The organism is Micromonospora echinaurantiaca (assembly GCF_900090235.1).
Classification (GTDB): domain Bacteria; phylum Actinomycetota; class Actinomycetes; order Mycobacteriales; family Micromonosporaceae; genus Micromonospora; species Micromonospora echinaurantiaca.
This window is the reverse complement of sequence record NZ_LT607750.1, coordinates 5,484,249-5,511,206: the sequence shown is the minus strand read 5'-3', so window position 1 is coordinate 5,511,206 and position 26,958 is coordinate 5,484,249. Positions and strand designations below refer to the sequence as shown.

The window sequence follows — 26,958 nt, the reverse complement described above, 5'->3', positions numbered from 1 at the left end:
GTGCGCGATGGTGTCCCACGAGCGCCCAGGTACCGGGAAGATCGTTGGTGATCGTTCGTCACACGGCGGACGGCCCCGGCGGTGCGGCCCGGCGAGCCGGTCGTCACCGGCCCAGGGCCGCCGGCGCTCACGGCGTGGACCGCCCGGCCAGGGCGATCCCGTGCCGTGTCCTTGCCCCCGACGAAGGGACCACTTCGTGAGTCGGCTGTGGAGCCGGTTCGGCGCCCGCACGGCCGCTGTCGCGCTGCTCTCCGTGGGCGTTGCCGGCGGTTTCTACCTGGGCGAAGACCGGGAGACCCAGCAGCAGGGCCTGACCGCGCAGGCCGGAGTCGCGGTCGAGCAGGCCGAGTTCGACTACCAGCGCGAGCGGCAGGCTGCCCATCAGGTGGAGTCCGCCAAGCAGCGGGCCGCCGAGTACCAGGCCAAGCTGCGCGCGGAGGCGGCCGCCAAGGAGGCCGCCAAGCGGGCCCGCGAGGCCGAGGCCGCCGCGGCGTCGCGGAAGAAGGCGCGGGAAGAGGCGGAGCGCAAGGCGGCGGAGAGCAAGCCGTACGACGGGCCGATCCCGGCGTCCTGCGCCGAGTTCAGCGGCAACCGGAAGGTCGGTTGCGCGCTGACGCTCGACGCCGGCTTCAAGATCGACCAGTTCCCCTGCCTGAACAAGCTCTGGGACAAGGAGAGCGGCTGGAACCACAAGGCCGAGAATCCCTCCTCCGGGGCGTACGGCATCCCCCAGGCGCTGCCGGGCAGCAAGATGGGCTCGGTCGCCGACGACTGGCGGACCAACCCGGCCACCCAGATCAAGTGGGGCCTCGGCTACATCGAGGGCCGCTACGGCACTCCCTGCAAGGCGTGGGCGCACTCGCAGGACGTGGGCTGGTACTGATCGATCCTGGTCGGCGGGGCGGGTGGCCTACCACCCGCCCCGCCGCCGTTCCGCGTCCGCGGACCGGGCCGTGAGTGGCGGTGGCCGGCGATTGCTGATAGCCATTGGAGGGTGACCCTGCTCCCCGGAAGCGGCGACCCGCACCGGTTCGGCACCGAGGCGTTCTACGCGGCGCTCGGCCGGGCCTTCGTCGCCATGTGCGCGGTGGTGCCGTTCCTCTTCCTCGTCGAGGCCGCCGACCAGGGCCTGGCCTTCGGGCTGGACGCCGCCGCCGGGATCATCCCGCAGCGGATCGACGGGCTGGACGGGGTCTTCTTCTCACCGTTCCTGCACCACGGCTTCGACCACCTCTACAGCAACAGCATCCCGCTGATCCTGCTCGGCACCTTCGTGCTCGCCGCGGGCGCCCGCCGGTTCCTCTGGTCCACTCTGGTGATCGTGCTGGTCAGCGGGCTCGGGGTGTGGTTCACCGGCTCGCCCAACTCGGTGGTGGTGGGGGCCAGCGGAGTGATCTTCGGCTACCTCGGCATCCTGCTCACCCGGGGCATCGTCGAGCGCAGCTGGTGGAACTTCGCGGTCTTCCTGCTGGTCGGCCTGCTCTACGGCTGGCAACTGGTCGGCATCCTTCCCACCGACGACCGGATCTCCTGGCAGGGGCACCTGTTCGGGCTGCTCGGCGGGGTGGTGGCCGCGATCGTCTTCCGGCGCCGCCGCCCCGACCTCGGTGGCCCCTACCACTCCGAGTCCTCGCTCACCCTGCCCTGACCAGGGCGCCGGCGCCGCCCGCGCGGCGTGGTGGGACGTGCTTGCCCGGGCCGGCCGGCGGCCCTACCGTCGGGATCAGCACGCGTAGATCCGTGAGCGGAAAGCGACGGTACGCCCATGCGTGAGGTCGATGTCGCGGTGATCGGGGCCGGCCCGGCCGGGCTGTTCGCGGCGTACTACGCCGGGTTCCGTGGGTTGTCGGTCGCGGTGGTCGACGCGCTGCCGGAGCCCGGCGGGCAGATCACCGCCATGTACCCGGAGAAGCTCATCCACGACGTGGCCGGCTTTCCGTCGATCAAGGGGCGGGACCTGGTGACGAACCTGGTCGCCCAGGCCGCCCCGTTCGACCCGCTCTACCTGCTCGGCACCCGGGCCGAGAAGCTCAGCTACGCCGGCGAGCGGCCGGTGCTCGGGCTCGCCGGTGGCGAGCAGGTGAGCTGCGGCGCGGTCGTCATCACCGGCGGGCTGGGCAGCTTCACACCCCGCCCGCTGCCGGTCGCCGAGCACTTCGTCGGCGCCGGGATCGTCTACTTCGTACCGCAGCCGGCCGAACTGGCCGGGCGGGACGTGCTGATCGTCGGCGGCGGCGACTCGGCGTTCGACTGGGCGGCCACCCTCGAGCCGCTGGCCCGGTCGGTGACCCTGGTGCACCGCCGGGAGAAGTTCCGGGCACACGCCGCCACGGTGGCCCGGGTGCTGGCGCTGCCGGTACGGGTGGTGGTCAACGCCGAGGTGACCCGGCTGCACGGCGACGGTTCGGTGACCGGCGCCGAGATCACCGTACGCGGCGGTGCCGCCGAGACCCTGCCGGTGGACACCGTGATCGCGGCGCTCGGCTTCACCGCCGACCTCGGGCCGCTCGCCGAGTGGGGACTGCGGCTGGACCGTCGGCACATCGTGGTGGACAGCGCGATGGCGACCAACCTGCCCCGGATCTTCGCGGCTGGCGACATCACCGAGTACCCGGGCAAGGTGCGGCTGATCGCCACCGGCTTCGGCGAGGCAGCCACCGCGATCAACAACGCGGCGGTGGCCATCGACCCGAGCGCGCACCTCTTCCCCGGGCACTCCTCCGACGGCACCTGAGCGGACGCTACGCAATCACGGCCGGCCCGTGTCCCGATCGCGACCGGCCGCTGGGACCGTGACGGCATGAGCGCCCCCGTACCCCCGCGCGACGGCGCACCCGCGGCCCTGGCCTGGCTGGTCCACCCGGTGACGCTCGCCGGTCTGGCCCTGCTGCTGATCAACGATCACGTGTTGAAGGCGGCCTTCCCCGGCCCGGCGACCGGCAAGCTCAGCGACGTCGCCGGCCTGGTGCTCGCGCCCCCACTGGTCGCGGCGCTGATCACGCTGGCGGCGCCACGGCTGCCGGACCGGACCGTCGTCGCGGTCGGGTTCGGCCTCGTCGGCGTCGGCTTCACCGCTGTCAAGTCCCACGCCTACCCGGCCGAACTCGCGTCGGCGGCGTGGACGGCGGTCGCCGGGCCGTCCCTCGTCCGGACCGACCCCACCGACCTGCTCACCCTGCCCGCCCTCCTGCTGTCCTGGTGGGGCTGGACGCGGGCGCGCCGGGCTCCGCTGCGGTACCGCTCGGCCCGGTTGGTCCGCCTGCTGGTGGTACTGCCGACGGCCATGTTCGCGGTCGCCGCGACCAGCGCCGTGCACTACCCCTACGCCCTCGCCGCGGCGGTCGTCGACGGCCGGCCGGCGGTCGCCACCGGCGGCGGCTTCGCCGGCAACTGGCCACAGGAACCTTCGCAGTGGGCGTGGTCGGTCAGCGACGACGGGGCGGCGGGGTGGCGGGAACCCGCGGAGGCGGAGCGACGGCAGCTGCACGAGCGGCGGGACGAACCACGGCGGATGGGATGCGTGCCGGACGTGCCGGCCCGGTGCTACCGGGTGGTCGTCGGGCATCTTCGGGTGGAAGAGAGCGACGACGCGGGCCGGACCTGGCGGATGGCCTGGGAGATCTCGGACGCGCAGCGCGAGACGCTGGCCCGCCGCTACCCGGATCCGGGCGATGTGGGGAAGCACTTCTCGTCCCGTCAGCTCGCGGTGGCGGCCGGGGCGGACGGTGGCCACCTGGTGGTGGTCGCGAACGGCCGGGACGGATACCTGGTGCGCCGCGCGGACGGCCGGTGGGAGCGGATCGGTTTCCCATCGTCCGAGGGGTTCGCCGGCCCATTCCGGGACGGTCCACCGACGCTCGGCGAGGTCGCGCCGGAGCAGCGGCAGACGGACGCGCTGCTGGCTGCCGCGCTGGCGTTGACGCTCGGGTTCCTGGTGCTGGTGGCGGCCGCCCACGCCGCGCTGCGTCGGCTCGGTCGCGGAGCCGGTTGGGGGCTCGCCGGTCTCGTGGCGATGCTCCCGGTCGTCCTGCTGCTGGCGACGGGCTGGTCCAGGTCCGATGACTTCGGCACGGTGTTGGCAGTGGGTGTGGTGGCGGCGCTCGGCGCGCTGGCCGCGTTCGTCCCGCTCGTGGTCACGTGGCACCGGGGCGCCCAGGACGGCTGGTCGGGCGCGGTGTTCCGGGCCTTCCTGCTGACCGTCGCGCTGGTGGGCGTACCGGCTGCCGGATGGGTGCTGGGCACGCCGCCGCGCACCTGGATGACCGTGCTGCTGGCCGTCGTCGCAACCGTGCCGGGGCTGGTGCTGGTGCGCCGGGCCGCTCGGCTGGTGCAGCCGTCGGACCCTCGGGGGACGGCCGATCCGCCCTACCCGGCACTCGCCTCGTACGACTAAGTGGTGCCCCGGGCCGGTCCAGCCGGGCTGGGCGTCGTAGCCGGCCGCTCGGGTCAGGTCGTGCGGGGCAGGCCGATGAGGTCGGCCATCAGCGCGATCTGGTGATCGAAGTAGTCGTCCCGGTGCGGGAGCGCGCGGTTGATCCGGCCGAACAGCTCGAAGCTGATCAGCCCGAAGAGCTGGGTCCAGCCGGCCATGCCCCGGGCCAGCAGGGCCTCCGGCACACCGCCGCCCACCAGTGTGGACATCTCCGCCAGGTCGGCGCGGAGCGGGTCGGCCGGCTCGGTGGCCGGCGGCGGATCGATCCGGCCGGCGGCGAACCCGTCCCGGAGGATGCCGACCAGGGTCAGCGGTGGCCGCTGGGCTGGCCCGATGGTGTCGTCGGGAGCGGCGTAACCGGGCACCGGGCTGCCGTAGAGCAGCGCGTACTCGGCGGGATGGGCGAGTGCCCAGCGGCGGGCCGCCCGGCAGGCCGCGTGCCAACGCCCGCGCAGGTCGAGGCGGTCACAGCCGGCGTCCGCCGCCTCCACCGCAGTGCCGAGCGCGTCGTACGCCTCGATGATCAGCGCGGTGAGCAGGTCGTCCCGGCTGGGGAAGTAGCGGTAGATCGCCGACGAGACCATGCCCATGTCGCGGGCCACCGCCCGGAGGGAGAGGTTGGCGCCGTCGGTGGCCAGGTGCCGTCGGGCCACCGCCTTGATCTCGTCGATCATCTCGGCGCGGACCCGGGCGCGGATCGAGGACGCGGACATGGGACCACCCTGCCACGATGAGAGCGCGGATCAAAATCGAGAGCAGTGCTCTTGACGGAGTCGGCGAGAACGGGTCATGCTGATGCCCGAGTGAGAGCAGCGCTCTCGGAACGTACGACCGCTCTGGAGGAACTCTGATGGCACTGCACCTGATCGTCGGCGCCGGCCCCGTCGGCTCGGCCACCGCCCGACTGCTCGCCGACCGGGGGGAGCGAGTGCGGCTGGTGACCCGCCGGGGCGGCGGGCCGGCGCACCCGGGCGTCGAGCGGATCGCGGCGGACGCCACGGACGCCGGGCGGCTGGCCGAGCTGGCCACCGGCGCGGCGGCGCTCTACAACTGCGCGAACCCGGCCTACCACCGGTGGACCACCGACTGGCCGCCGTTGGCCGGCGCGATGCTCGCCGCCGCCGAGCGCAGCGGTGCGGTGCTGGCCACGGTCGGCAACCTCTACGGCTACGGCCCGGTGGACGCGCCGATGACGGAGTCGACGCCGCTGCGGCCGAACAGCGTGAAGGGGCAGGTCCGGGTGCGGATGTGGACGGACGCGCTGGCCGCGCACCGGGCCGGTCGGGTCCGGGTCACCGAGGTGCGGGGCTCCGACTACCTGGGCGCCGGCGCGCAGTCGATGGTGAACATGCTGGTGCTGCCCCGGGTGGCGGCCGGCAAGCGGGCGCTGGTGCCGGCCGACCTGGACGCGCCGCACAGCTGGACGTACGTCGGGGACGTGGCCCGGACGCTGGTGGCCGTGGCCACGGACGAGCGTGGCTGGGGGCGGGCCTGGCACGTGCCGACGGCGCCGGCGGTTTCGATCCGGGAACTGGCCACCCGGGCGGCGGCCCTGGCCGGGGCGCCCGCGCCGAAGCTCACCCGGATGCCCGGGCCGGTGCTGTGGCTGGGCGGGTTGTTCGACCCGACGGCGAAGGAGATGCGCGAGGTGGCCTACCAGTTCGCCGGGCCGTTCGTGCTGGACTCCACGGCCGCCACGGCCACCTTCGGCATCGACCCCACGCCGCTCGACGACGCCCTCGCCGCCACCCTGCCCGCCCCGCACCCGACCAGTGTCTGATCCACGGGCATCCGATCCGCCCGCTCAGCGGGCCGGAGCGACACCTGACCGGCGGCTACCGGCGCACTGGTGGGCCGACGGCGGCCACCACCACCGCGGCCAGGGTCAGCGCCGCGCCCAGCAGGGTGGCCGGGCCGGGGTGCGAGGCCGCGGTGGGCAGCACCACGTCGACCACCACCGCGCCGACCACCTGACCGGCGATGGTGGCCAGGCCGAGCAGCAGCACGCCGGTGAACCGGACGATCGCGGCGGCGACGGCGATGAACACGATGCCGATCGGGCCGCCGAGATAGAGCCAGGGCTCGGTGGGCAGCCCGCCGGCCGGGCGGCCGCGTACCGCCAGGTCGACGGCGAACGTGACGAGCAGCGCCAGCGTGCCCGCGGTGAAATTGACCAGGGTGGCGGTCAGCGCGCTGCCGGTGGCCACCCGTACCCGGCCGTTGACCGCCTGCTGCCAGGCGATGGCCACCCCGGCGAGCAGCGGCAGCACGGCCAGCGCCAGCGCGGCCGGGTCGCCGAACCGGTCGCCGACGGCGAGCAGCACGGCGACCACGGTCAGCCCGGCGCCGGCCAGCCGTTGACCGGTGACCGGCTGCCGGCCGGCCGGGCCGACCCCGGCGCGGTCAACGGCCAGGCTGCTCGCCGACTGGCCGGCGACCACCGCCACGGTGAAGACCGCCACGCCGAGGGCGCCGATGGTCAGCCCCTGGGTGGCCACCAGGAACGCGCCGCAGACCCCGCCCAGGCACTGCACCGGCCGCAGTTCGCCGGCCGCCAGCGCGCGGCGCAGGGCGGCCAGCCCGCGCCGCCCGGTCGGGGTGGCGGGCACCAGCACCAGCAGCACCAGCAGGCCCAGCCCGAAGGAGACCACCGCGGCGGCGATGCCGTCGGCCAGCCGTACGCCCAACTCGCCGTTGATCCGGGACTGCACGGCCACGGCGACCCCGGAGGCGATCGCCAAGCCCACCCCGACGATCCGGCGGGTCGCCGGCGGGACGGGTCGGACCGTCGTCCCGGCGGCGCTCACTCCTGCTCGGCCAGCGGACGGCCGTCGAAGTCGACGGCCGAGTAGAGGGCCAGCTTCTCCAGCCGGTGGTACGAGTCGATCACGCGGATGGTGCCGCTCTTCGAGCGCATCACGATCGACTGGGTGTACGCCCCGCCCGCCTTGTAGCGGACCCCGCGCAGCAGGTCGCCGGAGGTGACGCCGGTGGCCACGAAGAAGCAGTTGTCCCCGGTGACCAGGTCGTCGGTGGTGAGCACCCGGTCCAGGTCGTGCCCGGCGGCGAGCGCCTTCTCCCGCTCCTCGTCGTCGCGCGGCCAGAGCTTGGCCTGCATCGCCCCGCCCATGCACTTGAGCGCGCAGGCGGCGGTGATGCCCTCCGGCGTACCGCCGATGCCCATCAGCACGTCGACGTCCGACTCGCCGCGGGCGGCGGCGATGGCGCCCGCGATGTCCCCGTCGGAGATGAACCGGATGCCCGCGCCGGCCCGGCGGATCTGCGCCACCAGGTCGTCGTGCCGGGACCGGTCGAGGACGCAGACCGTCACCTCGGAGATGTCGGTGCCCTTGACCTTGGCGATCCGACGCAGGTTCTCGGCCACCCCGGCGTTGATGTCCACCACGTCGGCGTAGACCGGCCCGACGGCGAGCTTCTCCATGTAGAAGACCGCGCTGGGGTCGAACATCGCCCCCCGCTCGGCGACCGCGAGCACCGCCAGGGCGTTGGGCATGCCCTTGCTCATCAGGGTGGTGCCGTCGATCGGGTCGACCGCGACGTCCACCTCCGGGCCGGTGCCGTCGCCGACCTCCTCGCCGTTGAACAGCATCGGCGCGTTGTCCTTCTCACCCTCGCCGATCACCACGACCCCCCGCATCGGGATCGAGTTGATCAGCTTGCGCATCGCGTCGACGGCGGCCCCGTCGCCGCCCTCCTTGTCGCCCCGGCCGACCCACCGGCCGGCGGCCATCGCCGCGGCTTCGGTGACCCGGACCAGGTCGAGGGCAAGGTTGCGGTCGAGATCCTGTGGGATCCGCGTCCTGGTGTTCGTCATGACGGCTCCTCCTCGCGACGGTGCGGGGTGGGCCGGCAGCATTCCGTGTCGCAGCTGCCGGTTTGTCGCTGATCCTCACACGATGGCCGAGCCGGCGCCGGAGCGGGGCGGTGATGGCCCGGATACCGCCGGTCGGGCGGTGCGGGAAGATGGCGGGGTGGAACCCGCACAGCCTGCCGATCGCGTACCCGCCGACTCGACCCCGCCGGACGGCCAGCCGCCGGTGACGGAGGGCGGCCGACCCCCCGCCGCCGCCCCGGCCGGCGAGCCGGCCATGGTCGAGCCGGGCCCGGCCGCCCGCGTACCCGGGGCGGGGCCGGTGCCCGCCGGTGGCGCCGAGGTCGACGGGGTTGCCGAGACCGGGGAGGTGCCCGCCCCGCCGCCGCGGGTGGACGCCGGCAAGTCCGAGCGGTCGCCCAAGGACATGGCCATCTCGCTGCTGGTGCTGCTGATCCCGATCGCCCTGCTGCTCGCCTTCTACCGGGGCTTCCTCGGCGGCGACCAGCCGGTCACGGTCGATTCGGCGCCGGCCGTCGAGTCGGCCCGGGCGGCCAACGCGTTCCCGGTGGCCGTCCCGGCCGACCTGGGCGACGGCTGGCGTACGGTCAGCGCCAACTTCCAGACCGTCGAGGGCGGGTCGACGCTGCGCCTGGGCTACCTCACGCCGGAGGGCCGGGGGGCCCAGTTGGTACAGAGCAGCGTGCCCGCGGAGCGGCTGCTGCCGACCGAGCTGACCGACCAGGGGCAGCCACAGGGGCAGACCGACCTGGGCGGACGCACCTGGCAGCGGTACACCGCCCGGGGCAACGAGCAGGCGCTGGTGCTGCTGGAGCCGACCCGGACGATCATCGTGGTGGGCGACGCCCGGGACAACGAACTGCGTCACCTCGCCATCTCGCTGCGCTGACCGGCCGGCGGGCGACGAGTACCTGACCGGTCCCGGACCGGGAAACGGGGCGGCTTCGGCCGCCCCGTTTCCGCATGTCGGGGCCGAGTTCCGGCGGGCACCGGCCGGTGGTCGTCACCGCGCCCGCGCCGCACCCGACCGGGGCAACCGGACAGAACGGTGATTGTGCGACGCGGCGGCAGGGAACAGGAGAGGAGCGGACTCGCCCGGCCGACTCCGGCGGGCCCGCGCGGCGTGGCCGACCGTGCTGCCGCGCCGCCCGGTTTCCGGCCGCCGCCAGGTGCGTCGGGTGACCCTCTTGGGAGACACAGATGACTGTTCGACGACTGGGTGCCGGCCTGGTGGCCGCCGCGCTCTTCACTCCCGGTCTAGCCGCCTGCAACGCCACCGGGACCCCTTCGGCGGGCTCCTCCGCCACCCCGACCGTCTCGGCGTCCGGGACCGCCTCCGGCGCCGCATCCCCGGTGGCCGGTGACGCCAAGCAGGCGCTGCTGAACTCCACCCGGGAGATCAGCAACGGCAACTTCCGGTTCACCATGTCCGGCGCCGGCTCCACCGCCGAGGGGCAGGTGCACGAGCCGAGCCAGAGCGCCGAGATGCAGGTGACCGTCGGCGCGCCGACCGACGACCTGTTCATGAAGCTCGACCTCATCCACGCCCGCCCGGACAGCTGGGTCAAGCTGGAGCTGGGTGGGAAGACGGCCGGCAGCCTGCCCGCCGTGCAGAAGCTCAACCTGGGCAAGTACCAGCACCTCGACCAGACCCGGATCAAGGGCAACCGCAACCTCGGCTTCGACTTCGACAAGCTCGACCCGGCCGGCAGCGACGTGCTCACCCAGGGCATCACCGAGGTGCGGCAGACCGGCGAGGGCAGCTACGCCGGCACCATCGACGTGTCGAAGGCCGCCGAGGCCGGCTCGATGGACCCCGGTGTGATCACCGCGCTCGGCGCCCAGGCGAAGTCGGTGCCGTTCACCGCGCGGCTCGACGCGCAGGGCCGGCTCAGCGAGCTGGTCATCCAGATCCCGGCGGCCGGCCAGAACACGGCGCAGGACGTCCGCATCACCTACTCCGACTACGGCAACGCCACCGCCGCCCGGAAGCCCCCGGCGGACCAGGTGGTCGAGGCCCCGCAGGAGCTGTACAACCTCTTCAACTGAGGTGACCACGCGGTCGTGGTGGGCGCGGGTCCGCCCACCACGACCGGCGTGCCGCTCAGCCGGCGGGTGTGGCGCTCAGCCGGCGGGTGTGACGGTCAGTCGGCCGGCTGGCGGGCGGCGTCGATACGGGCCCGGGCGCCGTCGAGCCAGCGCTGGCAGATCACCGCGAGCGCCTCGCCGCGCTCCCAGAGCGCCAGCGACTCCTCCAGCGAGGTGCCGCCGGCCTCCAGCCGCTCGACCACCGACGCCAGTTCGGCGCGGGCCTGCTCGTAGCTGAGCCGCTCGTCGTTCTTCTCGTCAGTCATCGCTGCCATCCCACCACATCGTGCCTGCGGCCCGGCTCATCCGTCGACCGTCGCGGCCAGCTCGCCCTCGGCGAGCCGAACCCGCAACGGGTCACCCTTGGCCACCTCGGACGCGGCGCGTACCACGTGGCCGTCGGCGCGCTGGACGATCGCGTACCCCCGGTCGAGGGTGGCGGCGGGGGAGAGGGCGCGCAGTCGGGCCAGGGTGTGCCGCAGGTCGTCGCTGGCGGCGGCGAGCCGGTGGTCGAGGCAGCGGCCGGCGCGCTGGCGCAGCGCGGTGACCTCGGTGGCCCGTTGCTCGACCATCACCTCCGGTCGGGCCAGCACCGGGCGGGAGCGCAGCCCGTCGAGCCGGTGCGACTCGCGGTCGACCAGGTTGCGTACCGCCCGTTCCAGCCGGTGCCGGGCCTGGCCGATGAGGCGTACCTCCTCGGCGAGGTCGGGGACGACCCGCTTGGCCGCGTCGGTGGGGGTGGAGGCACGCACGTCGGCGACGTAGTCGACCAGCGGCGCGTCCGTCTCGTGGCCGATCGCGCTGACCACCGGTGTACGGCAGGCGAAGACGGCCCGGCAGAGCGCCTCGTCGGAGAAGGGGAGCAGGTCCTCGATGCTGCCGCCGCCCCGGGTCAGGATGATCACGTCGATGGCCGGGTCGGCGTCCAGCACCTTGAGCGCGTCGACGATCTGCGGGACGGCGCTGGGCCCCTGCACGGCCACGTTGACGGTGCGGAACTCCACCGCCGGCCAGCGCCGCCGGGCGTTGGTCAGCACGTCCCGCTCGGCGGCCGAGGCGCGGCCGGTGATCAGCCCGATCCGGCTGGGCAGGAACGGCGGGCGGCGCTTGCGGGTCCGGTCGAAGAGCCCCTCGGCGGCGAGCAGCTTCTTGAGCTTCTCCAGCCGGGCCAGCAGCTCGCCGAGGCCGACCTGCCGGATCTCGTCGGCGCGCAGGCTCAGCGTGCCCCGGGCGGCGTAGAACTCGGGCTTGGCGTGCAGCACCACCCGGGCGCCCTCCCGCAGCTCGGGCGCGCCGGCGTCGAGGACGTCGCGGTTGGTGGTGACGGTCAGGCTCAGGTCGGCCGACGGGTCCCGCAGGGTGAGGAAGACGGTGGTCGCGCCGGGCCGGCGGCTGATCTGGGCCACCTGCCCATCCACCCACACCCACCCCAGCCGCGCGATCCACTGCCCGACCTTCTGGCTCACCACCCGGACCGGCCACGGCTCCTCGGAGCTGCTCTTTCCGCCCACCTCGCCCGCGTTCACCCGCCCACCCTACGGCCCACCCCCGACCATCCCCCCGTTGATCATGAGGTTGGCGGCGATGTCGATCGCGGAAGGTGCCGCCAACCTCATGATCAACCGAGGTCGGGCCCGCTGTGGGTCGCCGGGACGGCACGTACGATGGGCGGGTGACTCAGGCTGAAGCGACTTCCCGGACCGGCAAGCGCGTGCTCCTGGCCAAGCCCCGCGGCTACTGCGCGGGGGTCGACCGCGCGGTGCAGACCGTGGAGGAGGCGCTCAAGCTCTACGGCGCCCCGATCTACGTGCGTAAGCAGATCGTGCACAACAAGCACGTGGTGCGCACCCTGGAGGCCAAGGGCGCGATCTTCGTGGAGGAGAACGAGGAGGTGCCGGAGGGCGCCACCGTCATCTTCTCCGCGCACGGCGTCGCCCCCGAGGTCTACGAGCAGGCGAAGGCGCGGTCGCTGAAGGCCATCGACGCGACCTGCCCGCTGGTCACGAAGGTGCACCAGGAGGCCAAGCGGTTCGCCGCCGAGGACTACGACATCCTGCTGATCGGCCACGAGGGGCACGAGGAGGTCATCGGCACCTCCGGCGAGGCACCCGAGCACATCCAGCTGGTCGACGGCCCGGAGGACGCCGACAAGATCACCGTCCGCGATCCGAACAAGGTCGTCTGGCTCTCCCAGACCACCCTGTCGGTCGACGAGACGCTGGAGACGGTGGCCCGGCTGAAGAAGCGGCTCCCGATGCTCCAGTCGCCGCCCAGCGACGACATCTGCTACGCCACCTCCAACCGGCAGCACGTGGTCAAGGAGATCGCCCCGGACTGCGACGTGGTGATCGTGGTCGGCTCGCGCAACTCCTCCAACTCGGTACGCCTGGTCGAGGTCGCCCTGGACGCCGGTGCGCGCGCCGGGCACCTGGTGGACTTCGCCGACGAGATCGACGACGCCTGGCTGGCCGAGGCGCGGACGGTCGGCCTGACCTCCGGCGCGAGCGTCCCCGACGAGCTGGTCCAGGAGGTGCTCGCCCACCTCGCCGCGCGTGGCTTCACCGACGTCGAGGAGGTGGTCACCGCCAACGAGCGGCTGACCTTCTCGCTGCCGCAGGAGCTCAAGCGCGACATGAAGGCCGCCGCGGCGGCCCGCGGCTGACGGCGGCGGCTCAGGTGTCGGCGGTGCGTGGGATCGCCTCGTCCGTGGCCCCGGCAGCCGGCGCGGCGTCCACCGGCCGCGGGCAGGTGCTCGCCCCGGGCACCGAGGGGCGGCGCGGGACGGTCGGCCGCCCGGCTCGGGAACGGCGGCCGGCGCCGCTGCGTCCGATACGGGTATGAGGACCTTTCGGCTCGCCCTCTCCGCGCTGGTGGTCTGCGTGGCGCTGAGCGCCTGCGGCGGCCAGGACGGCGGCGACGGCACCTCCAACCCCAGCCCGACGGGAGCGCAACCGGCGACCAGTCCGCCCGACCCGACGCCGGCGAGCCCCAGCCCGTCACCGAGCACCCGGGTCCCGGACGACCCGGTCGACCCGACGATTCCCGACCCGCCGCTGGGCACCAAGCGCCCGGGCGGGCCGACCCCGCCACCGCCGGTGGGTGACACCACGCTGACCGGCACGGTCACCGCCGGAGTGGAGCCCAACTGCCGGCTGCTCGACGGCTACCTGCTGATCGGCGGACCGCGCGACGTGCTGGCGGTGGGCGCGAAGGTGAGCGTCACCGGCCGGGCCCAACCCGGCATGATGACCACCTGCCAGCAGGGCATCCCGTTCCTGGTCGAGTCCGCCCGGCGCGGCTGACGCCGCCCCGGCCCGGCCCGCCCGCGCCGTGGCCGCCCGCGTTGCGGCCTGCCGGCGGGCGACCCGCCCGCACCGCGACCCCGCTGGGCATACCCGCCGCGAACCCGTCGGGCGTGCCCGCCCGCGTCGCGGCCCGCCGGGCGACCCGCCCGCGCCGGCGCGCCCCGGGCCGCGTGGGGTCAATCCAGGGAGGCGCGGAGCGGGGGGACCTCGGCGTCGGCGGTGTCGAGCAGCTCCGGCGCCTGCGGTTGGCGGGGCGCCAGCTCGATCTGCGCCGGCGCGGCCAGCTCCTGGTCGGAGACCCCGAGCTCGGCGAGCTTGCGCGCGCTGACCAGCACCCGCGCCTCCAGCGACCCGACCGCCCGGTTGTACGCGGTGACCGCGCCGCTGAGCGAGGCGCCGAGCTTGCCGACGTGGTCGCCCAGTGTGGACAGCCGGCCGTAGAGTTCGCGGGCCAGCGAGTGCACCGCCACCGCGTTGCGTGCCAGCGCCTCCTGCCGCCAGGAGTAGGCGACCGTACGCAGCAGCGCGACCAGGGTGGCCGGGGTGGCCAGCACCACGTTGCGGGCGAACGCGTGCTCCAGCAGCGTCGGGTCGCGCTGGAGGGCGACGTCGAGGAACGGGTCGGCGGGCACGAAGAGCACCACGAACTCGGGGGTGCTGTCGAACGCGGCCCAGTAGGACTTCGCGGCCAGCGCGTCGACGTGCGCCCGCAGGTGCTTCGCGTGCGCGTCGAGGTGGGTGTCCCGCCCGCGCTCGTCGCGCGCCTCCATCGCGGTCAGGTACGCGTCGAAGGGCGCCTTGGCGTCCACCACCACGGACCGGCCGCCGTGCAGGCGTACCACCAGGTCGGGGCGGACCCCCTGGTGGTCGGTGGCGGCGGTGACCTGCTCGGCGAAGTCGCAGTGCTCCAGCATGCCGGCCGCCTCGACGATCCGGCGCAGCTGGTGCTCCCCCCAGCGGCCCCGCACCTGGGGCGCCCGCAGCGCCGCCACCAGCTGTTTCGTCTCGGTACGCAGCTCGCCCGAGACGGTGCTCATCGCGCGGACCTGCTCGCGCAGCTCGGCGTAGGAGTCGACCCGGTCGCGCTCCAGCTCGGCGACCCGCTGCTCGTAGCGGCGCAGCGTGTCGTGCAGCGGGGCGACCGCCCGGGCGACCGCCTCCTGGGACTGCGCGGTGGCCTCGTAGCTCAGCGCCCGCATGGACTGCTCCAGCCGGCCCTCGCCCTCGCGGGTGGCGCGCAGGGTGGCGTCCAGCCGGGCGATCTCGGCCGCGGCACGGGACCGGGCGGCGAGCCAGCCCAGGGCGCCACCGGCGGCGAGGCAGACGACCACCACGGCCAGCGTCGAGAAGTCCACCCCCGGAGCTTGCCAGAAGAGTACGACGTCGGCGGCGCGGGTACCTTCCGGCCATGGAACTTCTGCTGGTGGTGATCCTGGCGGCGCTGCTGCTCGGCGCGTTCCTGTGGTGGCGGCGGGAGAGCGCGGCCCGGCAGGAGCGGGACCTGGCCGACGCGCGGGCCGACGCCCAGCGCTGGTACGAGCGCCTGGGCGGCCAGGTGATGAACCTGCACGGCGACGACCCGGCGGTCCGCCAGGCGCTGGTCGACGCCGGGGAGCGCTACAACGCCGCCGGCGGCCAGTTGGAGCAGGCTCGCACCGTCCAGCAGTACCGGCTGGCCCGGGAGACCGCGCTGGAGGGGCTCGCGTACGCGCGGGCGGCCCGGGTGGCGCTCGGCATCGACCCCGGTCCGGAGCTGCCCCCGCTGGCGGCAGCGGCGGGCGCCGGGCAGCTCACCAGGGAGCGGCAGGTCGACGTGCAGGGGCAGACGTTCAAGGCCGGCCCGCAGCCGGGCCGGGACACGCCCTACTACTACCCGGGTGGGCGATTCCAGGGCCGGCCGGTGCCGGCCGGCTGGTACTCCACCCCGTGGTGGAAGACGGCGTTGGGCGCCGGCGCCGGCGTGCTCGGCGGCCTGCTGATCGCCGACGCGCTCTTCTCGCCGGCGTTCGCCGACCCGGGCTACGGCTACGACGCGGGCTACCAGGAGGGTTACGCCGAGGGCGCCGACTACGGCGACCAGGGCGGCGACGTCGGTGCTGACCAGGCCGGCGACTTCGGCGGCGGCGACTTCGGTGGTGGCGATTTCGGCGGCGGCGACTTCTGATCCGGCCGGGCCTGATCCGCCCGGCCGGTGCCGGCGCCCGCGCGGGCGGGTTCGCCAGTCCCGCCGGCGGTCCGGGACGGCTCAGCCCGTGTTGCGCATGCCGGCGGCGATGCCGTTGACCGTGGTGAGCAGCGCCCGCTCCAGGGCGGTGCCGTCGCTCGGCGCGCGCCGGCCACCCGGTGCGGTGGCCACCGCCCGGCCGGCGGCGCCGGAGTCGCGGTACTGGCGCAGCAGCGCCACCTGGAGGTGGTGCAGCGGCTCCAGGTAGGTGTCCCGTACGGCGAGGGTGCGCTGGAGCACCGGCGAGCCGTCCAGCAGCGCCGGGGACCCGGTCACCGCCAGCACCTCCTGCCGGGTCAGCTCGTACTCCTGCTCGATCTTGTGGAAGATCGGGTGCAGCTTCTTCGGCACCAGCGTCTCGACGTACCGGCGGGCGATGCTGAGGTCGGTCTTGGTCAGCATCATCTCCACGTTGGACAGGAACGTGCGGAAGAAGTGCCAGTTGCGGTGCATCTCGGCCAGCACGTCGGCTCGGCCCTCGGCGCGGGCCGCGGCCAGCCCGGAGCCGACCCCGAACCAGCCCGGGACGATCTGCCGGGTCTGCGTCCAGCCGAACACCCACGGGATGGCCCGCAGGCCGGCCAGCCCGGCCCCGGTGTTCGGCCGCTTCGCCGGGCGGGAGCCGATGTTCAGCGCGCCGAGCAGTTCGGTCGGCGTCGACGCCCAGAAGTACGCCGGCAGGTCCGGGTCCTCGACCAGCGACCGGTACGACCGGAACGCCGCCTCGGAGACCAGCTCCATCGTCGCGTCCCAGCGTTCCAGCAGCTCGGCGGGCTGCCGCGGGGCGGTGTGCAGCAGCGTCGCCTGCAGCACCGCGGCCAGGGTCAGCTCCAGGTTCTCCCGGGCCAGCGACGGCAGGGTGTACTTGTCGGAGATCACCTCACCCTGTTCGGTGACCTTGATCGCGCCGTCCAGGGTGCCGTACGGCTGGGCCAGGATGGCCTCGTGGGTCGGCCCGCCACCGCGACCCACCGTGCCGCCCCGGCCGTGGAAGAGCCGCAGGTGCACGCCGTGCCGGGCGGCCACGTCGCGCAGCGCGCGCTGGGCCCGGTGGATGGACCACTGGCTGGTGGTGATGCCCGCCTCCTTGTTGGAGTCGGAGTAGCCGAGCATGACCTCCTGCACGTCCCCGCGGGCGGCCACCAGCGCCCGGTACGCCGGCAGCGAGAGCAGCTCGTCGAGCAGGTCACCGCCGGCGTTGAGCTCGGCCGGGGTCTCCAGCAGCGGGACGAAACCGATCCGGGCCCGGCCGCTGTGCACGTCGACCAGCCCGGCCTCGCGGGCCAGCACCACCGCGGCGAGCACGTCGTCCACGCCGAGGGTCATCGAGATGATGTACGACTCGATGACCTCGTTGCCGAACCGGTCCTGCGCCTCGCGGATGGTGCCGAACACGTCGAACGTCTTGCGCGCCGCCTCGGTGAGCGGGGTGTCGAGGGTGGACAGCGGCCGGCGGCCGGCCAGCTCGTCGGCGAGCAGCTTGGTGCGCTCCAGCCGGGTCAGCGACGGGTAGTCGGAGACCTCACCGACCGCCCCGTAGAGCTGGGCCAGCACCGCGTGGTGCGCCTCGGCGTGCTCGCGGACGTCCATGGTGGCCAGGTGCAGGCCGAACGCGGAGACCGTACGGATCGTCGAGGCGAGCCGGCCCACCGCGGTGAGCTGGCCGGAGTTGCGGGCCAGCGAGGCGCGCAGCAGCTCCAGGTCGGCGATCAGCTCGGCCGAGCCGCGGTAGTCCCGGCCGGGCACGTGCGCGGTGCCCTGCCGCAGCCGCTGCCGGGTGTTGGCCAGCTTGGCCTTCACGCAGCGGGCCTTGAGCCGGTAGGGCTCCTCGGCGTTGACCCGGCGGAACCGGGGCGCCACCTCGGGCAGCGCGTCCAGGTCGGCGGCCAGGCTGGCGGAGAGGTCCAGCGACACCCCGCGCAGCCGGCGGGAGACCGACACCTCGTTGATCAGGTGATCCATGGCCTTCTCGGTGGCCTCGATGCCGTGCTCGTGCTGGATGGTCAGCACGTCGCGGGTCACCGTCGGGGTGACGAACGGGTTGCCGTCCCGGTCGCCGCCGATCCAGGTGCCGAAGGTCAGCGGACGCGCCGTCGGCGAGGTCTCGACGCCGAGGGTGCGCAGCGTGTCGGCGAGGTCGTCGAGCACCTGCGGAGCTGCCTCGGCGAACAGGTCGCGCAGGTAGTAGATGGCGTTGCGGGCCTCGTCGGTCGGGTCCGGCCGGTCCAGCCGCAGCTCGTCGGTCTGCCACATCAGGTCGAGCAGCTCGGCCAGCCGACGGTTGGCCGGCCCCTCGTCGCTGGCCCCGTAGAGGATCGCGTTCGCCGTCTCGGTGTCCAGCTCGTCGGCGATGGCCCGCAGCTTCGACAGGATCGACCGGCGGGCCGCCTCCGTCGGGTGCGCGGTGAACACCGGCCGGACCGCGAGCCGGCGGGCCACCGCAGCGATCTCCTCCGCCGGCACCCCGCGTTCGGCGATCATCTTGGCCGCCTGGTCCAGCCAGCCGCCCTGGATCGCCCGGCGGCGGCGCAGGTCGCGGGCCCGGTGCACCTGCTCGGTGATGTTGACCAGGTGGAAGTAGGTGGAGAAGGCCCGGGCCAGCTTGGTGCCGGTGGTGACGTCCAGGCTGCCGAGCCGCCGGGCGGCGGTGGGGGCGTCGGAGCGGACCAGCGCGCGGATCTCCTCGACCAGGTCGAGCAGCGGGCGGCCCTCCTGACGGGCCAGGGTCTGGCCGAGCAGGGTGCCGAGGCGGCGGATGTCGGCCCGCAGGGCGGCGTCGGGGCCGTCGTGGTCGTGCTGGTCGGTCACGGTGCGCTCCTTACGCGAGTACGAAGGACAGCGCTGTCCGACTCCCTGGATCGTATCCGCGTGGCCCCGGCGGGAAGGAGGGGGCCTGAACCTCAGCCTATGACGGGATTTGCCGGACTCATGCTTCTTTGCCGGCCGGAAACCGCTCGACCGGCCGGTTAGCGTTCGATCATGACGCCGCTCAGTTATCCCCCCAAGCCGCGACCCGGCGACCGGGTCGCGGTCGTCTCACCCTCCGCCGGCCTGCCGGGTCTCTTCCCCCACGTGTACGAGCTGGGCCTGCGCCGGCTGCGGGAGGAGTTCGGCCTGGAACCGGTGGAGTACCCGACCACCCGGGTGATGGGCGCCGACCCGCGCGACCGGGCCCGGGACCTGACCGCCGCCTTCGCCGACCCGTCGGTGACCGCCGTACTGGCCACCGTGGGCGGCGACGACCTGATCACGGTCACCCCGCACCTGGACGACGCGGTGCTACGGGCCAACCCGAAGCCCTACTACGGCTACTCGGACAACACCAACGTGCTCAACCACCTGCACCGGCTGGGCATCGTGAGCTACCACGGCGGGTCGGTGCTGGTTCACCTCGGCCGGCCCGGCTCGCCACACCCGCTGACCTTCGACTCGCTGCGCGCCGCCCTGTTCACCTCCGGCTGGTACGAGCTGACCCCGGCGACGGAGTGGGGCGACCAGCCCAACGACTGGCAGGACCCGGCGTCGCTGGCGGATGAGCCGCTGATGTTCCCGGGCAGCGGTTGGAGCTGGCAGGGACCCGAGCGGGTGGTCGAGGGACGCACCTGGGGCGGCAACCTGGAGATCCTGCACTGGCTGCTCGCCGCCGACCGGGTCGCCCCGGCCGCCGAGCTGGCCGGCTCGGTCTTCCTGATCGAGACCTCCGAGGAGCTGCCGCCGGGCACCGAGGTCTACCGGATCCTGCGCAACCTCGGCGAGCGCGGCCTGCTGGCCACCTTCCCGGCCGCCGTGGTCGGCCGGGCCAAGGCCTGGGATTTCGCGCGGCCGCACACCCCCGAGCAGCGGCAGGCCTACGCGGCGGAGCAGCGGGCGGCGGTGACCCGGGCGTTCGCCGAGTACGCCCCGGACGCGGTGCTGGTCTTCGACGTCGACCTCGGCCACACCGACCCGCAACTGATCGTGCCCTACGGCGGCGAGATCCGCGTCGACGCCGTCGCGCGCCGCATCAGCGTCCGCTACTGACCACCCGGCAGGGCCGCGAGATCCACTCCATGTCCGGGATATGGCGGTATCCACGCGCGGCGGATACCGCCATATCGCCAATCTCGTGTGGATCTACAAGCCGGCCCCGGGCCAGCGGGGGTGGTCAGGCGTCGACGAGGGCGAAGGCGCGGACCGGGAAGGTACCCATGCCGGCGACCCGCGGCGGGGCGGCGGTGAACCGGAAGCCGTCCGGCGGCAGCTCATCCAGACCCGTCAGGTGTTCCACGATCGGGATGCCGGCGGCGAGCAGGCTGCTGTGTGCGGGGCGTTCGCCGCCGGCCGCCGGGCTCATGTCGTCGATGTTGATCGAGTCGATGCCGACCAGCGCCGCGCCCGCCTCGGCCAGCGCCCGAGCGGCCTCCCCAGTCAGGTGGGGCGCCTCCGGCGCGCCGTACCGGTCGGTGCCGAAGTGCGCGTCCCAGCCGGTGTGCAGCAGCACCGCGCGCCCGGCGACGTCGTACGGGGCCAGCATCAGCTGGTCGATCGCCCGGGTGCCGGCGGGCACCCGCACCACGATGCCGGGCAGGTCGGCGAGGCGGTCCAGCGGCACCCCGGACAGGTCGGCCCCGTCGGCCCAGCGGTGCGCGGGAGTGTCCAGGTAGGTGCCGGTGTTGGCGATCATGTCGACCCGGGCCACCCGGAACTCGGTGCCCGGCGCGTAGTTCCCCCGGGACGCCGCAAAGGTCAGCCAGTCACCGATCCGCGGCGCCGGCCAGCCGGGCAGGGTGACCATTCCGTCGCTGATCACGTAGCTCAGCTCCACCAGCCGCCGCGCCCCACCGGCCGTCGCGCCCTCGGTGGCGGCCAGGCCGCGGCCGCCCTTGTGCGGCTCCTGGATGATCGTCTTGTTGCTGATCCGTACCTCGGCGACCATCAACAGGCCGAGGTGCCGCACCAGGAGCGCGCCCAGGTCGGCGTCGCTGATCTCCCGGCCGGGGATGTCCAGCCGGAACCCGTCCGTCCGTAGCCCGCCGCCGTTGGCGAAGCTCACCTCCGCGTCGAACTGCGCCCGCCACTCCTCAGCCATGACAAAACCCGATCATGAAGCCGCCGACCCGGTCAAGCGTCCCTGGTCGCGTTCCCGGCCGGGCCCGACGGCATCTGCCGGTCCAAGATCGCGCAATTTCCTGGATGTAGTGGCCTCGCTGCGTGTCGAAGGCCACTACATCCAGGATCGAGCGCGGGGCGCGGGGCGCGGGGCGCGGGACGGTTCACCGCGCCGGTGCTCCGGCGGGTCCTTCCGGTTCGGAGGGCGCGGGAAGGGGGTGGGGTGTCGGGCGGCGGAGATAGGCTGGCAGTCGTGCACCCCCCGTCCGGCCGGACGAGGGGCATCTGTCGTGTGCCTGTCCACGCGTGCCGACTCCCCACGGAAGTGATCACATGCTCACCGGTCTGTTCTCCGCCGCCCTGGCCGACCCCGGGCTGGCCCGGGCGCGTGACCTGGCGCGCTCCGGTGCCGCCCAGGTCGACGGGCTGGACATCACCGCGCCGGCGGCGCTGCGGCCGTTCGCGGTCGCGGCCGTCGCGGCGGACGCCGACGGGAAAGCCGGCGGAGCCGGCCGGCCGGTGCTGGCCGTGACGGCCACCAGCCGGGAGGCCGACGACCTGGTCACCGCGCTGGGCAGCCTGCTCCCGGCCGAGCAGGTGGCGGTCTTCCCGTCCTGGGAGACGCTGCCGCACGAGCGCCTCTCGCCCCGGTCGGACACGGTCGGGCGGCGGCTGGCCGTGCTGCGCCGGCTCGCCCACCCCGACTCGGCCGACGCGCACGGCCGTACCGGCCCGCTGCGGGTGGTCGTCGCCCCGGTCCGCTCGCTGCTCCAGCCGCAGCTCAAGGGCCTCGGCGACCTCGTTCCGGTGCAGCTGGCGGCCGGCGCCGAGGCCGATCTGGAGGACGTGGCGCGCCGGCTCACCGACATGGCGTACGCCCGGGTCGACCTGGTCACCAAGCGCGGCGAGTTCGCGGTCCGCGGCGGCATCCTGGACGTCTTCCCGCCCACCGACGAGCATCCGTCGCGGGTCGAGTTCTGGGGCGACGAGGTGGAGGAGATCCGCACCTTCGCCGTCGCCGACCAGCGCACCATCGAGCAGGTCGCCCAGCTCTGGGCCCCGCCCTGCCGCGAGCTGCTGCTCACCCCCGACGTACGCGAGCGCGCCGCCGCGCTGGCCCAGCGGCACCCCGAGCTGGCCGAGATCCTGGACAAGCTGGCCGAGGGCATCCCGGTCGAGGGGATGGAGTCGCTGGTCCCGGCGCTGCTCGGCGAGGAGAGCCTGGAGCTGCTGCTGGACACCATGCCGGCCGGCACCCACGTGATCCTCTGCGACCCGGAGCGGATCCGCACCCGGGCGCACGACCTGGTGCGTACCTCCGAGGAGTTCCTCCAGGCCAGCTGGGCCGCGGCCGCCACCGGTGGGCAGGCCCCGGTCGACCTCGGCGCCGCCGCCTTCCGCACCCTGGCCGACGTACGCGCCGCTGCGGCCGCGCTGCGCCAGCCGTGGTGGACGCTCTCTCCGTTCGGCCTGGCGGAGGCCGCCGCCGCGCCCGCCCGTCAGCCGTGGGAGGACGAACCGACCGAGGTGGCGGTGACCCCGGACGACGCGATCGCGGTGACCCTGGCCGCCCAGCCCGCCCCGCTCTACCACGGCGAGACCGCCCGGGTGGTCGACGACCTGAAGCGCTGGGCCGGCGAGGGCTGGTCGATCGCGCTGGTCTTCGAGGGGCACGGCCCCGCCCAGCGGGCGGTCGAGGTGCTCCGCGACGCCGGGCTCGGCGCCCGTCTGGTCGAGAAGGTGCCGACCGCGCCGGCCCCCGGCGAGCTGCTGGTCACCTGCGGCAGCCTGACCAGCGGGTTCGTCGACGAGGCGTCCCGGTTCGTGCTGCTCACCGGCAACGACGTCACCGGCGGCCGGGGCACCTCGACCCGCGACATGCGCAAGATGCCGAGCCGCCGCCGCAACACCATCGACCCGCTGGAGCTGCGGGCCGGCGACCACGTGGTGCACGAGCAGCACGGCATCGGCCGCTACCTCGAACTGGTGCAGCGCACGGTCAACGGCGCCTCCCGGGAGTACCTGGTCATCGAGTACGCGCCGAGCAAGCGCGGCCAGCCCGGCGACCGGCTCTTCGTCCCCACCGACCAGCTCGACCAGCTCTCCCGGTACGTCGGCGGCGAGCAGCCCACCCTGCACAAGATGGGCGGCTCGGACTGGCAGAAGTCCAAGGCCCGGGCCCGCAAGGCGGTCCGCGAGATCGCCGCCCAGCTGATCCAGTTGTACGCCGCCCGCAAGGCGTCCAAGGGGCACAACTTCGGCCCGGACACCCCGTGGCAGCGGGAGCTGGAGGACGCCTTCCCGTGGCAGGAGACGCCCGACCAGCTCGCCGCGATCGAGGAGGTCAAGCGGGACATGGAGCAGTCGGTCCCGATGGACCGGCTGATCTGCGGCGACGTCGGCTACGGCAAGACCGAGATCGCCGTCCGGGCGGCCTTCAAGGCGGTGCAGGACGGCAAGCAGGTGGCCGTGCTGGTGCCCACCACCCTGCTGGTGCAGCAGCACTACAACACCTTCGCCGAGCGGATGAACCAGTTCCCGGTGACCATCCGGCAGCTGTCCCGGTTCCAGACGCCGAAGGAGGCCGAGCAGACCCTGGCGATGGCCGCCGACGGTACGGCGGACATCGTCATCGGCACCCACCGGCTGCTCCAGGCGGCGACGAGGTTCAAGCAGCTCGGCCTGGTGATCGTCGACGAGGAGCAGCGGTTCGGCGTCGAGCACAAGGAGCACCTGAAGAGCATGCGGGCCTCGGTCGACGTGCTGAGCATGTCGGCCACGCCCATCCCGCGCACCCTGGAGATGGCGATCACCGGCATCCGGGAGATGTCCACCATCGCCACCCCGCCCGAGGAGCGGCACCCGGTGCTCACCGCCGTCGGGGCGTACGACGACCGGCAGGTGGCCGCGGCCATCCACCGCGAGCTGCTCCGCGACGGGCAGGTCTTCTACCTGCACAACCGGGTCGAGTCGATCGACCGGGCGGCCCGCCGGATCCGCGAGCTGGTGCCCGAGGCGCGGGTCGCGGTGGCGCACGGCCAGATGGGCGAGGACGCGCTCGAGAAGGTCATGGTCGGCTTCTGGGAGAAGGAGTTCGACGTGCTGGTCTGCACCACGATCGTGGAGTCCGGCATCGACATCCCGAACGCCAACACCCTGATCGTGGAACGGGCCGACCTGCTCGGCCTGGCCCAGCTGCACCAGATCCGCGGCCGGGTGGGCCGGGGCCGCGAGCGGGCGTACGCCTACTTCCTCTACCCGCCGGAGAAGCCGCTGACCGAGCACGCCCACGAGCGGCTGGCCACCATCGCCCAGCACACCGAGCTGGGCGCCGGCATGTACGTGGCGATGAAGGACCTGGAGATCCGGGGCGCCGGCAACCTGCTCGGCGGCGAGCAGTCCGGGCACATCGAGGGCGTCGGCTTCGACCTGTACGTGCGGATGGTCGGCGAGGCGGTGCAGGCGTTCAAGGGTGAGCGCCCGGAGGAAGAGGTCGACGTCAAGATCGACCTGCCGGTCGACGCGCACCTGCCGCACGACTACGTCGGCGTGGAGCGGCTGCGCCTGGAGATGTACCGCAAACTCGCCGAGGCGCGCGACTCCGAGCGGCTGCGCGAGGTGGTCGCCGAGATGACCGACCGGTACGGCGAACCGCCCGCGCCGGTGCAGAACCTGGTCGCGGTGGCCCGGTTCCGGCTGCTCGCCCGCCGGTACGGCCTCACCGACGTGAGCATGCAGGGCAAGCACATCCGGTTCGGCCCGCTGCCGCTGCCGGACTCCAAGCAGCTCCGGCTCAAGCGCTACCACCCGGACGCGGTCTACAAGTCCGCGCTCGACCAGGTCAGCGTGCCCCGCCCGAGCACCCGGCGGGTGGGCGGCGAGCCGCTGCGCGACCAGGCGCTGCTGGAGTGGTGCGCGCAGCTCCTCTCCGACGTCCTCGGCGCCCCGGCCTCGGCGGTCCCGGCCGGCGCGACCGCCTGACCGGGACGAGCCCGGCTCGACCGGGGAGGGCGCCACGCCCTCCCCGGCCGCCGCGCTGCACGGGCCTGGGACCGGCCGCCGCGCTGTACGGGCCTGGGACCGGCCGCCGCGCTGTACGGGCCTGGGACCGGCCGCCGCGCTGTACGGACCCCGGCCGGTCGGGGAGGTGGGGGGCGTCACAGCGACGTGGGTTGGCGTGAGAGAGTGACCCCCATGCGTGCTCGCCGTCTTGTCGCCGTCGCCAGCGTGGCGGTCGGCCTCGTCGCCCTCTCCGGTTGCCGTGCCGAGCCCGGCGTCGCCGCGTACGTCGGTGATCACCGGATCACCGAGGATGCGGTCACCGCCGTGCTGGACGACGCGCGGGTGAAGAACCCGGCGCCGACCTCCGCCGCCACGCCCAGCCCCGGCGAGGAGCAGCCGGACCTGCCCGGGCCGCAGCTGCCCGCGCGTCGCCAGGTGGCGAGCGTGCTGGTGCTGACCGAGGTGTGCGAGCGGGTGTCGGCCGAGCGGAACTACCAGCCGCGCGGGCAGGCGATGCCGCAGCAGGTCGCGCAGGAGGTCGGGCTCTCGCCGGAGAGCGACTACGTGCGGCGGTTGGCCGAGCTCTACACCTGCCTGTCCGGGATGCCGGTTGGCGAGCCGGTAGAGCCGACGGCGCAGGACATCGCCGACGTGATCGCGGCGGGCCGCAAGGCCGGGGCGATCTCGGCCGAGATGACTGACGAGGTCGCCGGTAGGCAGCTCAACGACGACCAGCTGCGCGGTGCGTTGGCCATCCGCAAGGCGCTGGCCGAGGCGGTCGAGGGCCACGACGTCACGGTGAACCCGCGCTACCGCCCGCTGGAGTTCCCCGTGCTCACCTTCTCCGGTGGCGCTCCCGCGGTCAACGTGCCGCTGGGGGAGCCCGGCTCCGACGCGGTGACCGACCTCTGAGCATGCCCCGGATCGTCCTGCTGGTCACCTCGCCCCGGCTGCCGGCCGGTCTGCTGACCGCGGCGGCCTGGGACGTCGTACGGCAGGCCCCGGTGCTGGCCGGCGCGGAGAGCGAGCTGACCACGGCCGTCCGCGCGGCGGGCGCCGAGGTCACCGTGGTCGAGGGCGCGGCGACCACCGCGCTGCTGGACGCGGCCGCCGCGCGGGGCACCGCGGTCTGGCTGGCCGGGCCGACCGGCGACGAGGCGCTGGCCCGGGAGCTGGGGCTGCGGCTGGCCCGCGAGCCGGGCCTGGCCGAGCTGGAGCTGATGTACGGCTCGTGGGATCCGCCCGGCGCCCGGCTGCTGGACGCGGTAGCGGTGATGGACCGGCTGGCGTCGCCCGGCGGTGACCCGTGGAAGCGGGCCCAGACCCACGAGAGCCTGGCCCGGTTCCTGCTCGAGGAGTGCTACGAGGCGTACGACGCGATCGGCGCCGGGGACACCGACGCCCTCCGCGAGGAACTGGGTGACGTGCTGCTCCAGGTGGTGCTGCACGCCCGGTTGGCCGAGGAGCTGCCCGAGGGCGAGCGGTGGAACGTCGACGACGTGGCCGGCGGGCTGGTCGACAAGATGATCCGGCGCAACCCGCACGTCTTCGCCGGCGCCGAGGCGGGCACCCTGGACGAGATCACCGAGAACTGGGAGCAGATCAAGCGGGCCGAGAAGCCGCGCGGCTCGGTGCTGGACGGGGTGGCGCCCAGCCAGCCCGCGCTCGCGCTGGCCGCGAAGATCCTGGAGCGCGCCGGCCGCATCGGTCTGGCCGTCCCGCCTCCGCTCGCCGAGTCCCAGGTGGACCCCGAGGCCAGACTCGGCGCCAGCCTGCTGGCTACCGTCGCCGCCGCACGCGAGGCAGGAATCGACCCCGAAGCCGCCCTCCGCCGCACCACCCTCGCCTACGCCGACGCCGTCCGCGCCGCCGAACGCACCGCCCGCACCCCCGACCAGCCCGGTTGATCATGAGGTTGTTGTCGTGACACGCCGAGGCGGATGACAACAACTTCATGATCAACGCG

General features: G+C 74.0%; 22 protein-coding genes. 14 read left to right on the top strand and 8 right to left on the bottom strand.

Features of this window, described 5'->3' with window-relative positions:
• Positions 1–196 precede the first annotated feature (196 nt).
• The 4 genes from GA0070609_RS24780 (at position 197) to GA0070609_RS24765 (ending at position 4,393) form a co-directional block, all read left to right on the top strand.
• A complete protein-coding gene (locus GA0070609_RS24780; RefSeq protein WP_088996009.1) occupies positions 197–883 on the top strand; it encodes an aggregation-promoting factor C-terminal-like domain-containing protein in 687 nt (228 codons plus the stop codon).
• A 111-nt stretch (positions 884–994) separates the two neighbouring features.
• Positions 995–1,648, top strand: coding sequence for a rhomboid family intramembrane serine protease (locus GA0070609_RS24775; protein WP_088996008.1), 654 nt, complete (start codon positions 995–997; stop codon positions 1,646–1,648).
• A 117-nt stretch (positions 1,649–1,765) separates the two neighbouring features.
• Positions 1,766–2,734 carry an NAD(P)/FAD-dependent oxidoreductase gene (locus GA0070609_RS24770; RefSeq protein ID WP_088996007.1) on the top strand — a complete coding sequence of 323 codons (969 nt, stop codon included), beginning with the start codon at positions 1,766–1,768 and terminating at the stop codon, positions 2,732–2,734.
• A gap of 66 nt (positions 2,735–2,800) precedes the next feature.
• Positions 2,801–4,393 (top strand): hypothetical protein, encoded by a 1,593-nt coding sequence (locus GA0070609_RS24765; protein ID WP_088996006.1) that lies wholly within the window; start codon positions 2,801–2,803, stop codon positions 4,391–4,393.
• Positions 4,394–4,446: 53 nt separating this feature from the next.
• On the opposite strand, the gene GA0070609_RS24760 is transcribed toward GA0070609_RS24765, so the two are convergent.
• Positions 4,447–5,145, bottom strand: coding sequence for a TetR/AcrR family transcriptional regulator (locus GA0070609_RS24760; RefSeq protein WP_088996005.1), 699 nt, complete (start codon positions 5,143–5,145; stop codon positions 4,447–4,449).
• Between the two features lie 137 nt (positions 5,146–5,282).
• On the opposite strand from GA0070609_RS24760, the gene GA0070609_RS24755 reads away from it, so the two are divergent.
• Entirely contained in the window at positions 5,283–6,212 is a 930-nt protein-coding gene (locus GA0070609_RS24755; protein ID WP_088996004.1) for an NAD-dependent epimerase/dehydratase family protein, read from the top strand.
• A 55-nt stretch (positions 6,213–6,267) separates the two neighbouring features.
• Here GA0070609_RS24755 and GA0070609_RS24750 read toward each other — a convergent pair whose 3' ends face one another.
• The gene (locus tag GA0070609_RS24750) at positions 6,268–7,239 is read right to left on the bottom strand and encodes a DMT family transporter (RefSeq protein WP_088996003.1); all 972 of its coding nucleotides are present in this window, start codon (positions 7,237–7,239) and stop codon (positions 6,268–6,270) included.
• On the bottom strand, positions 7,236–8,267 hold the full coding sequence (gene glpX, locus GA0070609_RS24745; RefSeq protein WP_088996002.1) for a class II fructose-bisphosphatase: 1,032 nt from the start codon (positions 8,265–8,267) through the stop codon (positions 7,236–7,238). Before glpX ends, GA0070609_RS24750 begins: the two co-directional genes overlap by 4 nt.
• A gap of 157 nt (positions 8,268–8,424) precedes the next feature.
• Between glpX and GA0070609_RS24740 the strand changes: the two genes are divergently transcribed.
• A complete protein-coding gene (locus tag GA0070609_RS24740; RefSeq protein WP_088997947.1) occupies positions 8,425–9,174 on the top strand; it encodes a DUF4245 domain-containing protein in 750 nt (249 codons plus the stop codon).
• Between the two features lie 311 nt (positions 9,175–9,485).
• Positions 9,486–10,334, top strand: a complete 849-nt coding sequence (locus GA0070609_RS24735; protein ID WP_088996001.1) for a hypothetical protein — start codon at positions 9,486–9,488, stop codon at positions 10,332–10,334.
• A gap of 95 nt (positions 10,335–10,429) precedes the next feature.
• Here GA0070609_RS24735 and GA0070609_RS24730 read toward each other — a convergent pair whose 3' ends face one another.
• Both GA0070609_RS24730 and xseA read right to left on the bottom strand, forming a co-directional pair.
• Complete coding sequence (locus GA0070609_RS24730; RefSeq protein WP_088996000.1) at positions 10,430–10,639, bottom strand: exodeoxyribonuclease VII small subunit; 210 nt, start codon at positions 10,637–10,639, stop codon at positions 10,430–10,432.
• Between the two features lie 36 nt (positions 10,640–10,675).
• Positions 10,676–11,899: an exodeoxyribonuclease VII large subunit gene (gene xseA, locus GA0070609_RS24725; RefSeq protein ID WP_197700185.1), complete on the bottom strand. Its 1,224-nt coding sequence runs from the start codon at positions 11,897–11,899 to the stop codon at positions 10,676–10,678.
• A gap of 146 nt (positions 11,900–12,045) precedes the next feature.
• Here xseA and GA0070609_RS24720 point away from each other — a divergent pair, with 146 nt between their 5' ends.
• Positions 12,046–13,035, top strand: a complete 990-nt coding sequence (locus GA0070609_RS24720; protein WP_088997945.1) for a 4-hydroxy-3-methylbut-2-enyl diphosphate reductase — start codon at positions 12,046–12,048, stop codon at positions 13,033–13,035.
• Positions 13,036–13,210: 175 nt separating this feature from the next.
• Positions 13,211–13,675, top strand: a complete 465-nt coding sequence (locus GA0070609_RS24715; RefSeq protein ID WP_088995999.1) for a hypothetical protein — start codon at positions 13,211–13,213, stop codon at positions 13,673–13,675.
• A gap of 179 nt (positions 13,676–13,854) precedes the next feature.
• Here GA0070609_RS24715 and rmuC read toward each other — a convergent pair whose 3' ends face one another.
• Positions 13,855–15,033: a DNA recombination protein RmuC gene (gene rmuC / locus GA0070609_RS24710; protein WP_088995998.1), complete on the bottom strand. Its 1,179-nt coding sequence runs from the start codon at positions 15,031–15,033 to the stop codon at positions 13,855–13,857.
• A gap of 53 nt (positions 15,034–15,086) precedes the next feature.
• Here rmuC and GA0070609_RS24705 point away from each other — a divergent pair, with 53 nt between their 5' ends.
• Complete coding sequence (locus tag GA0070609_RS24705) at positions 15,087–15,842, top strand: hypothetical protein (protein ID WP_088995997.1); 756 nt, start codon at positions 15,087–15,089, stop codon at positions 15,840–15,842.
• An 81-nt stretch (positions 15,843–15,923) separates the two neighbouring features.
• Here GA0070609_RS24705 and ppc read toward each other — a convergent pair whose 3' ends face one another.
• Complete coding sequence (gene ppc, locus GA0070609_RS24700; protein ID WP_088995996.1) at positions 15,924–18,710, bottom strand: phosphoenolpyruvate carboxylase; 2,787 nt, start codon at positions 18,708–18,710, stop codon at positions 15,924–15,926.
• A 171-nt stretch (positions 18,711–18,881) separates the two neighbouring features.
• On the opposite strand from ppc, the gene GA0070609_RS24695 reads away from it, so the two are divergent.
• Positions 18,882–19,922, top strand: coding sequence for a S66 family peptidase (locus GA0070609_RS24695; protein WP_088995995.1), 1,041 nt, complete (start codon positions 18,882–18,884; stop codon positions 19,920–19,922).
• A 124-nt stretch (positions 19,923–20,046) separates the two neighbouring features.
• Here GA0070609_RS24695 and GA0070609_RS24690 read toward each other — a convergent pair whose 3' ends face one another.
• On the bottom strand, positions 20,047–20,970 hold the full coding sequence (locus GA0070609_RS24690) for a cyclase family protein (protein WP_088995994.1): 924 nt from the start codon (positions 20,968–20,970) through the stop codon (positions 20,047–20,049).
• A gap of 353 nt (positions 20,971–21,323) precedes the next feature.
• Between GA0070609_RS24690 and mfd the strand changes: the two genes are divergently transcribed.
• From mfd to GA0070609_RS24675, 3 genes are all read left to right on the top strand, one after another.
• Positions 21,324–24,971: a transcription-repair coupling factor gene (gene mfd / locus GA0070609_RS24685; protein ID WP_088995993.1), complete on the top strand. Its 3,648-nt coding sequence runs from the start codon at positions 21,324–21,326 to the stop codon at positions 24,969–24,971.
• 213 nt (positions 24,972–25,184) lie between these two features.
• A complete protein-coding gene (locus tag GA0070609_RS24680) occupies positions 25,185–25,904 on the top strand; it encodes a hypothetical protein (RefSeq protein ID WP_088995992.1) in 720 nt (239 codons plus the stop codon).
• A 2-nt stretch (positions 25,905–25,906) separates the two neighbouring features.
• On the top strand, positions 25,907–26,899 hold the full coding sequence (locus tag GA0070609_RS24675; protein WP_088995991.1) for a nucleoside triphosphate pyrophosphohydrolase: 993 nt from the start codon (positions 25,907–25,909) through the stop codon (positions 26,897–26,899).
• The last annotated feature ends 59 nt before the right edge of the window (positions 26,900–26,958 follow it).

What these genes read in the sequence shown, in the direction of transcription:
- GA0070609_RS24755 (WP_088996004.1), top strand. Translation starts at nt 5,283, where the DNA reads ATGGCACTGCACCTGATCGTCGGCGCCGGCCCCGTCGGCTCGGCCACC.
- GA0070609_RS24695 (WP_088995995.1), top strand. Translation starts at nt 18,882, where the DNA reads ATGACGCCGCTCAGTTATCCCCCCAAGCCGCGACCCGGCGACCGGGTC.
- GA0070609_RS24690 (WP_088995994.1), bottom strand. Translation starts at nt 20,970, where the DNA reads ATGGCTGAGGAGTGGCGGGCGCAGTTCGACGCGGAGGTGAGCTTCGCC.
- GA0070609_RS24705 (WP_088995997.1), top strand. Translation starts at nt 15,087, where the DNA reads ATGGAACTTCTGCTGGTGGTGATCCTGGCGGCGCTGCTGCTCGGCGCG.
- glpX (WP_088996002.1), bottom strand. Translation starts at nt 8,267, where the DNA reads ATGACGAACACCAGGACGCGGATCCCACAGGATCTCGACCGCAACCTT.
- GA0070609_RS24730 (WP_088996000.1), bottom strand. Translation starts at nt 10,639, where the DNA reads ATGACTGACGAGAAGAACGACGAGCGGCTCAGCTACGAGCAGGCCCGC.
- GA0070609_RS24765 (WP_088996006.1), top strand. Translation starts at nt 2,801, where the DNA reads ATGAGCGCCCCCGTACCCCCGCGCGACGGCGCACCCGCGGCCCTGGCC.
- GA0070609_RS24680 (WP_088995992.1), top strand. Translation starts at nt 25,185, where the DNA reads ATGCGTGCTCGCCGTCTTGTCGCCGTCGCCAGCGTGGCGGTCGGCCTC.
- GA0070609_RS24715 (WP_088995999.1), top strand. Translation starts at nt 13,211, where the DNA reads ATGAGGACCTTTCGGCTCGCCCTCTCCGCGCTGGTGGTCTGCGTGGCG.
- mfd (WP_088995993.1), top strand. Translation starts at nt 21,324, where the DNA reads ATGCTCACCGGTCTGTTCTCCGCCGCCCTGGCCGACCCCGGGCTGGCC.
- GA0070609_RS24770 (WP_088996007.1), top strand. Translation starts at nt 1,766, where the DNA reads ATGCGTGAGGTCGATGTCGCGGTGATCGGGGCCGGCCCGGCCGGGCTG.
- GA0070609_RS24760 (WP_088996005.1), bottom strand. Translation starts at nt 5,145, where the DNA reads ATGTCCGCGTCCTCGATCCGCGCCCGGGTCCGCGCCGAGATGATCGAC.
- GA0070609_RS24735 (WP_088996001.1), top strand. Translation starts at nt 9,486, where the DNA reads ATGACTGTTCGACGACTGGGTGCCGGCCTGGTGGCCGCCGCGCTCTTC.
- GA0070609_RS24675 (WP_088995991.1), top strand. Translation starts at nt 25,907, where the DNA reads ATGCCCCGGATCGTCCTGCTGGTCACCTCGCCCCGGCTGCCGGCCGGT.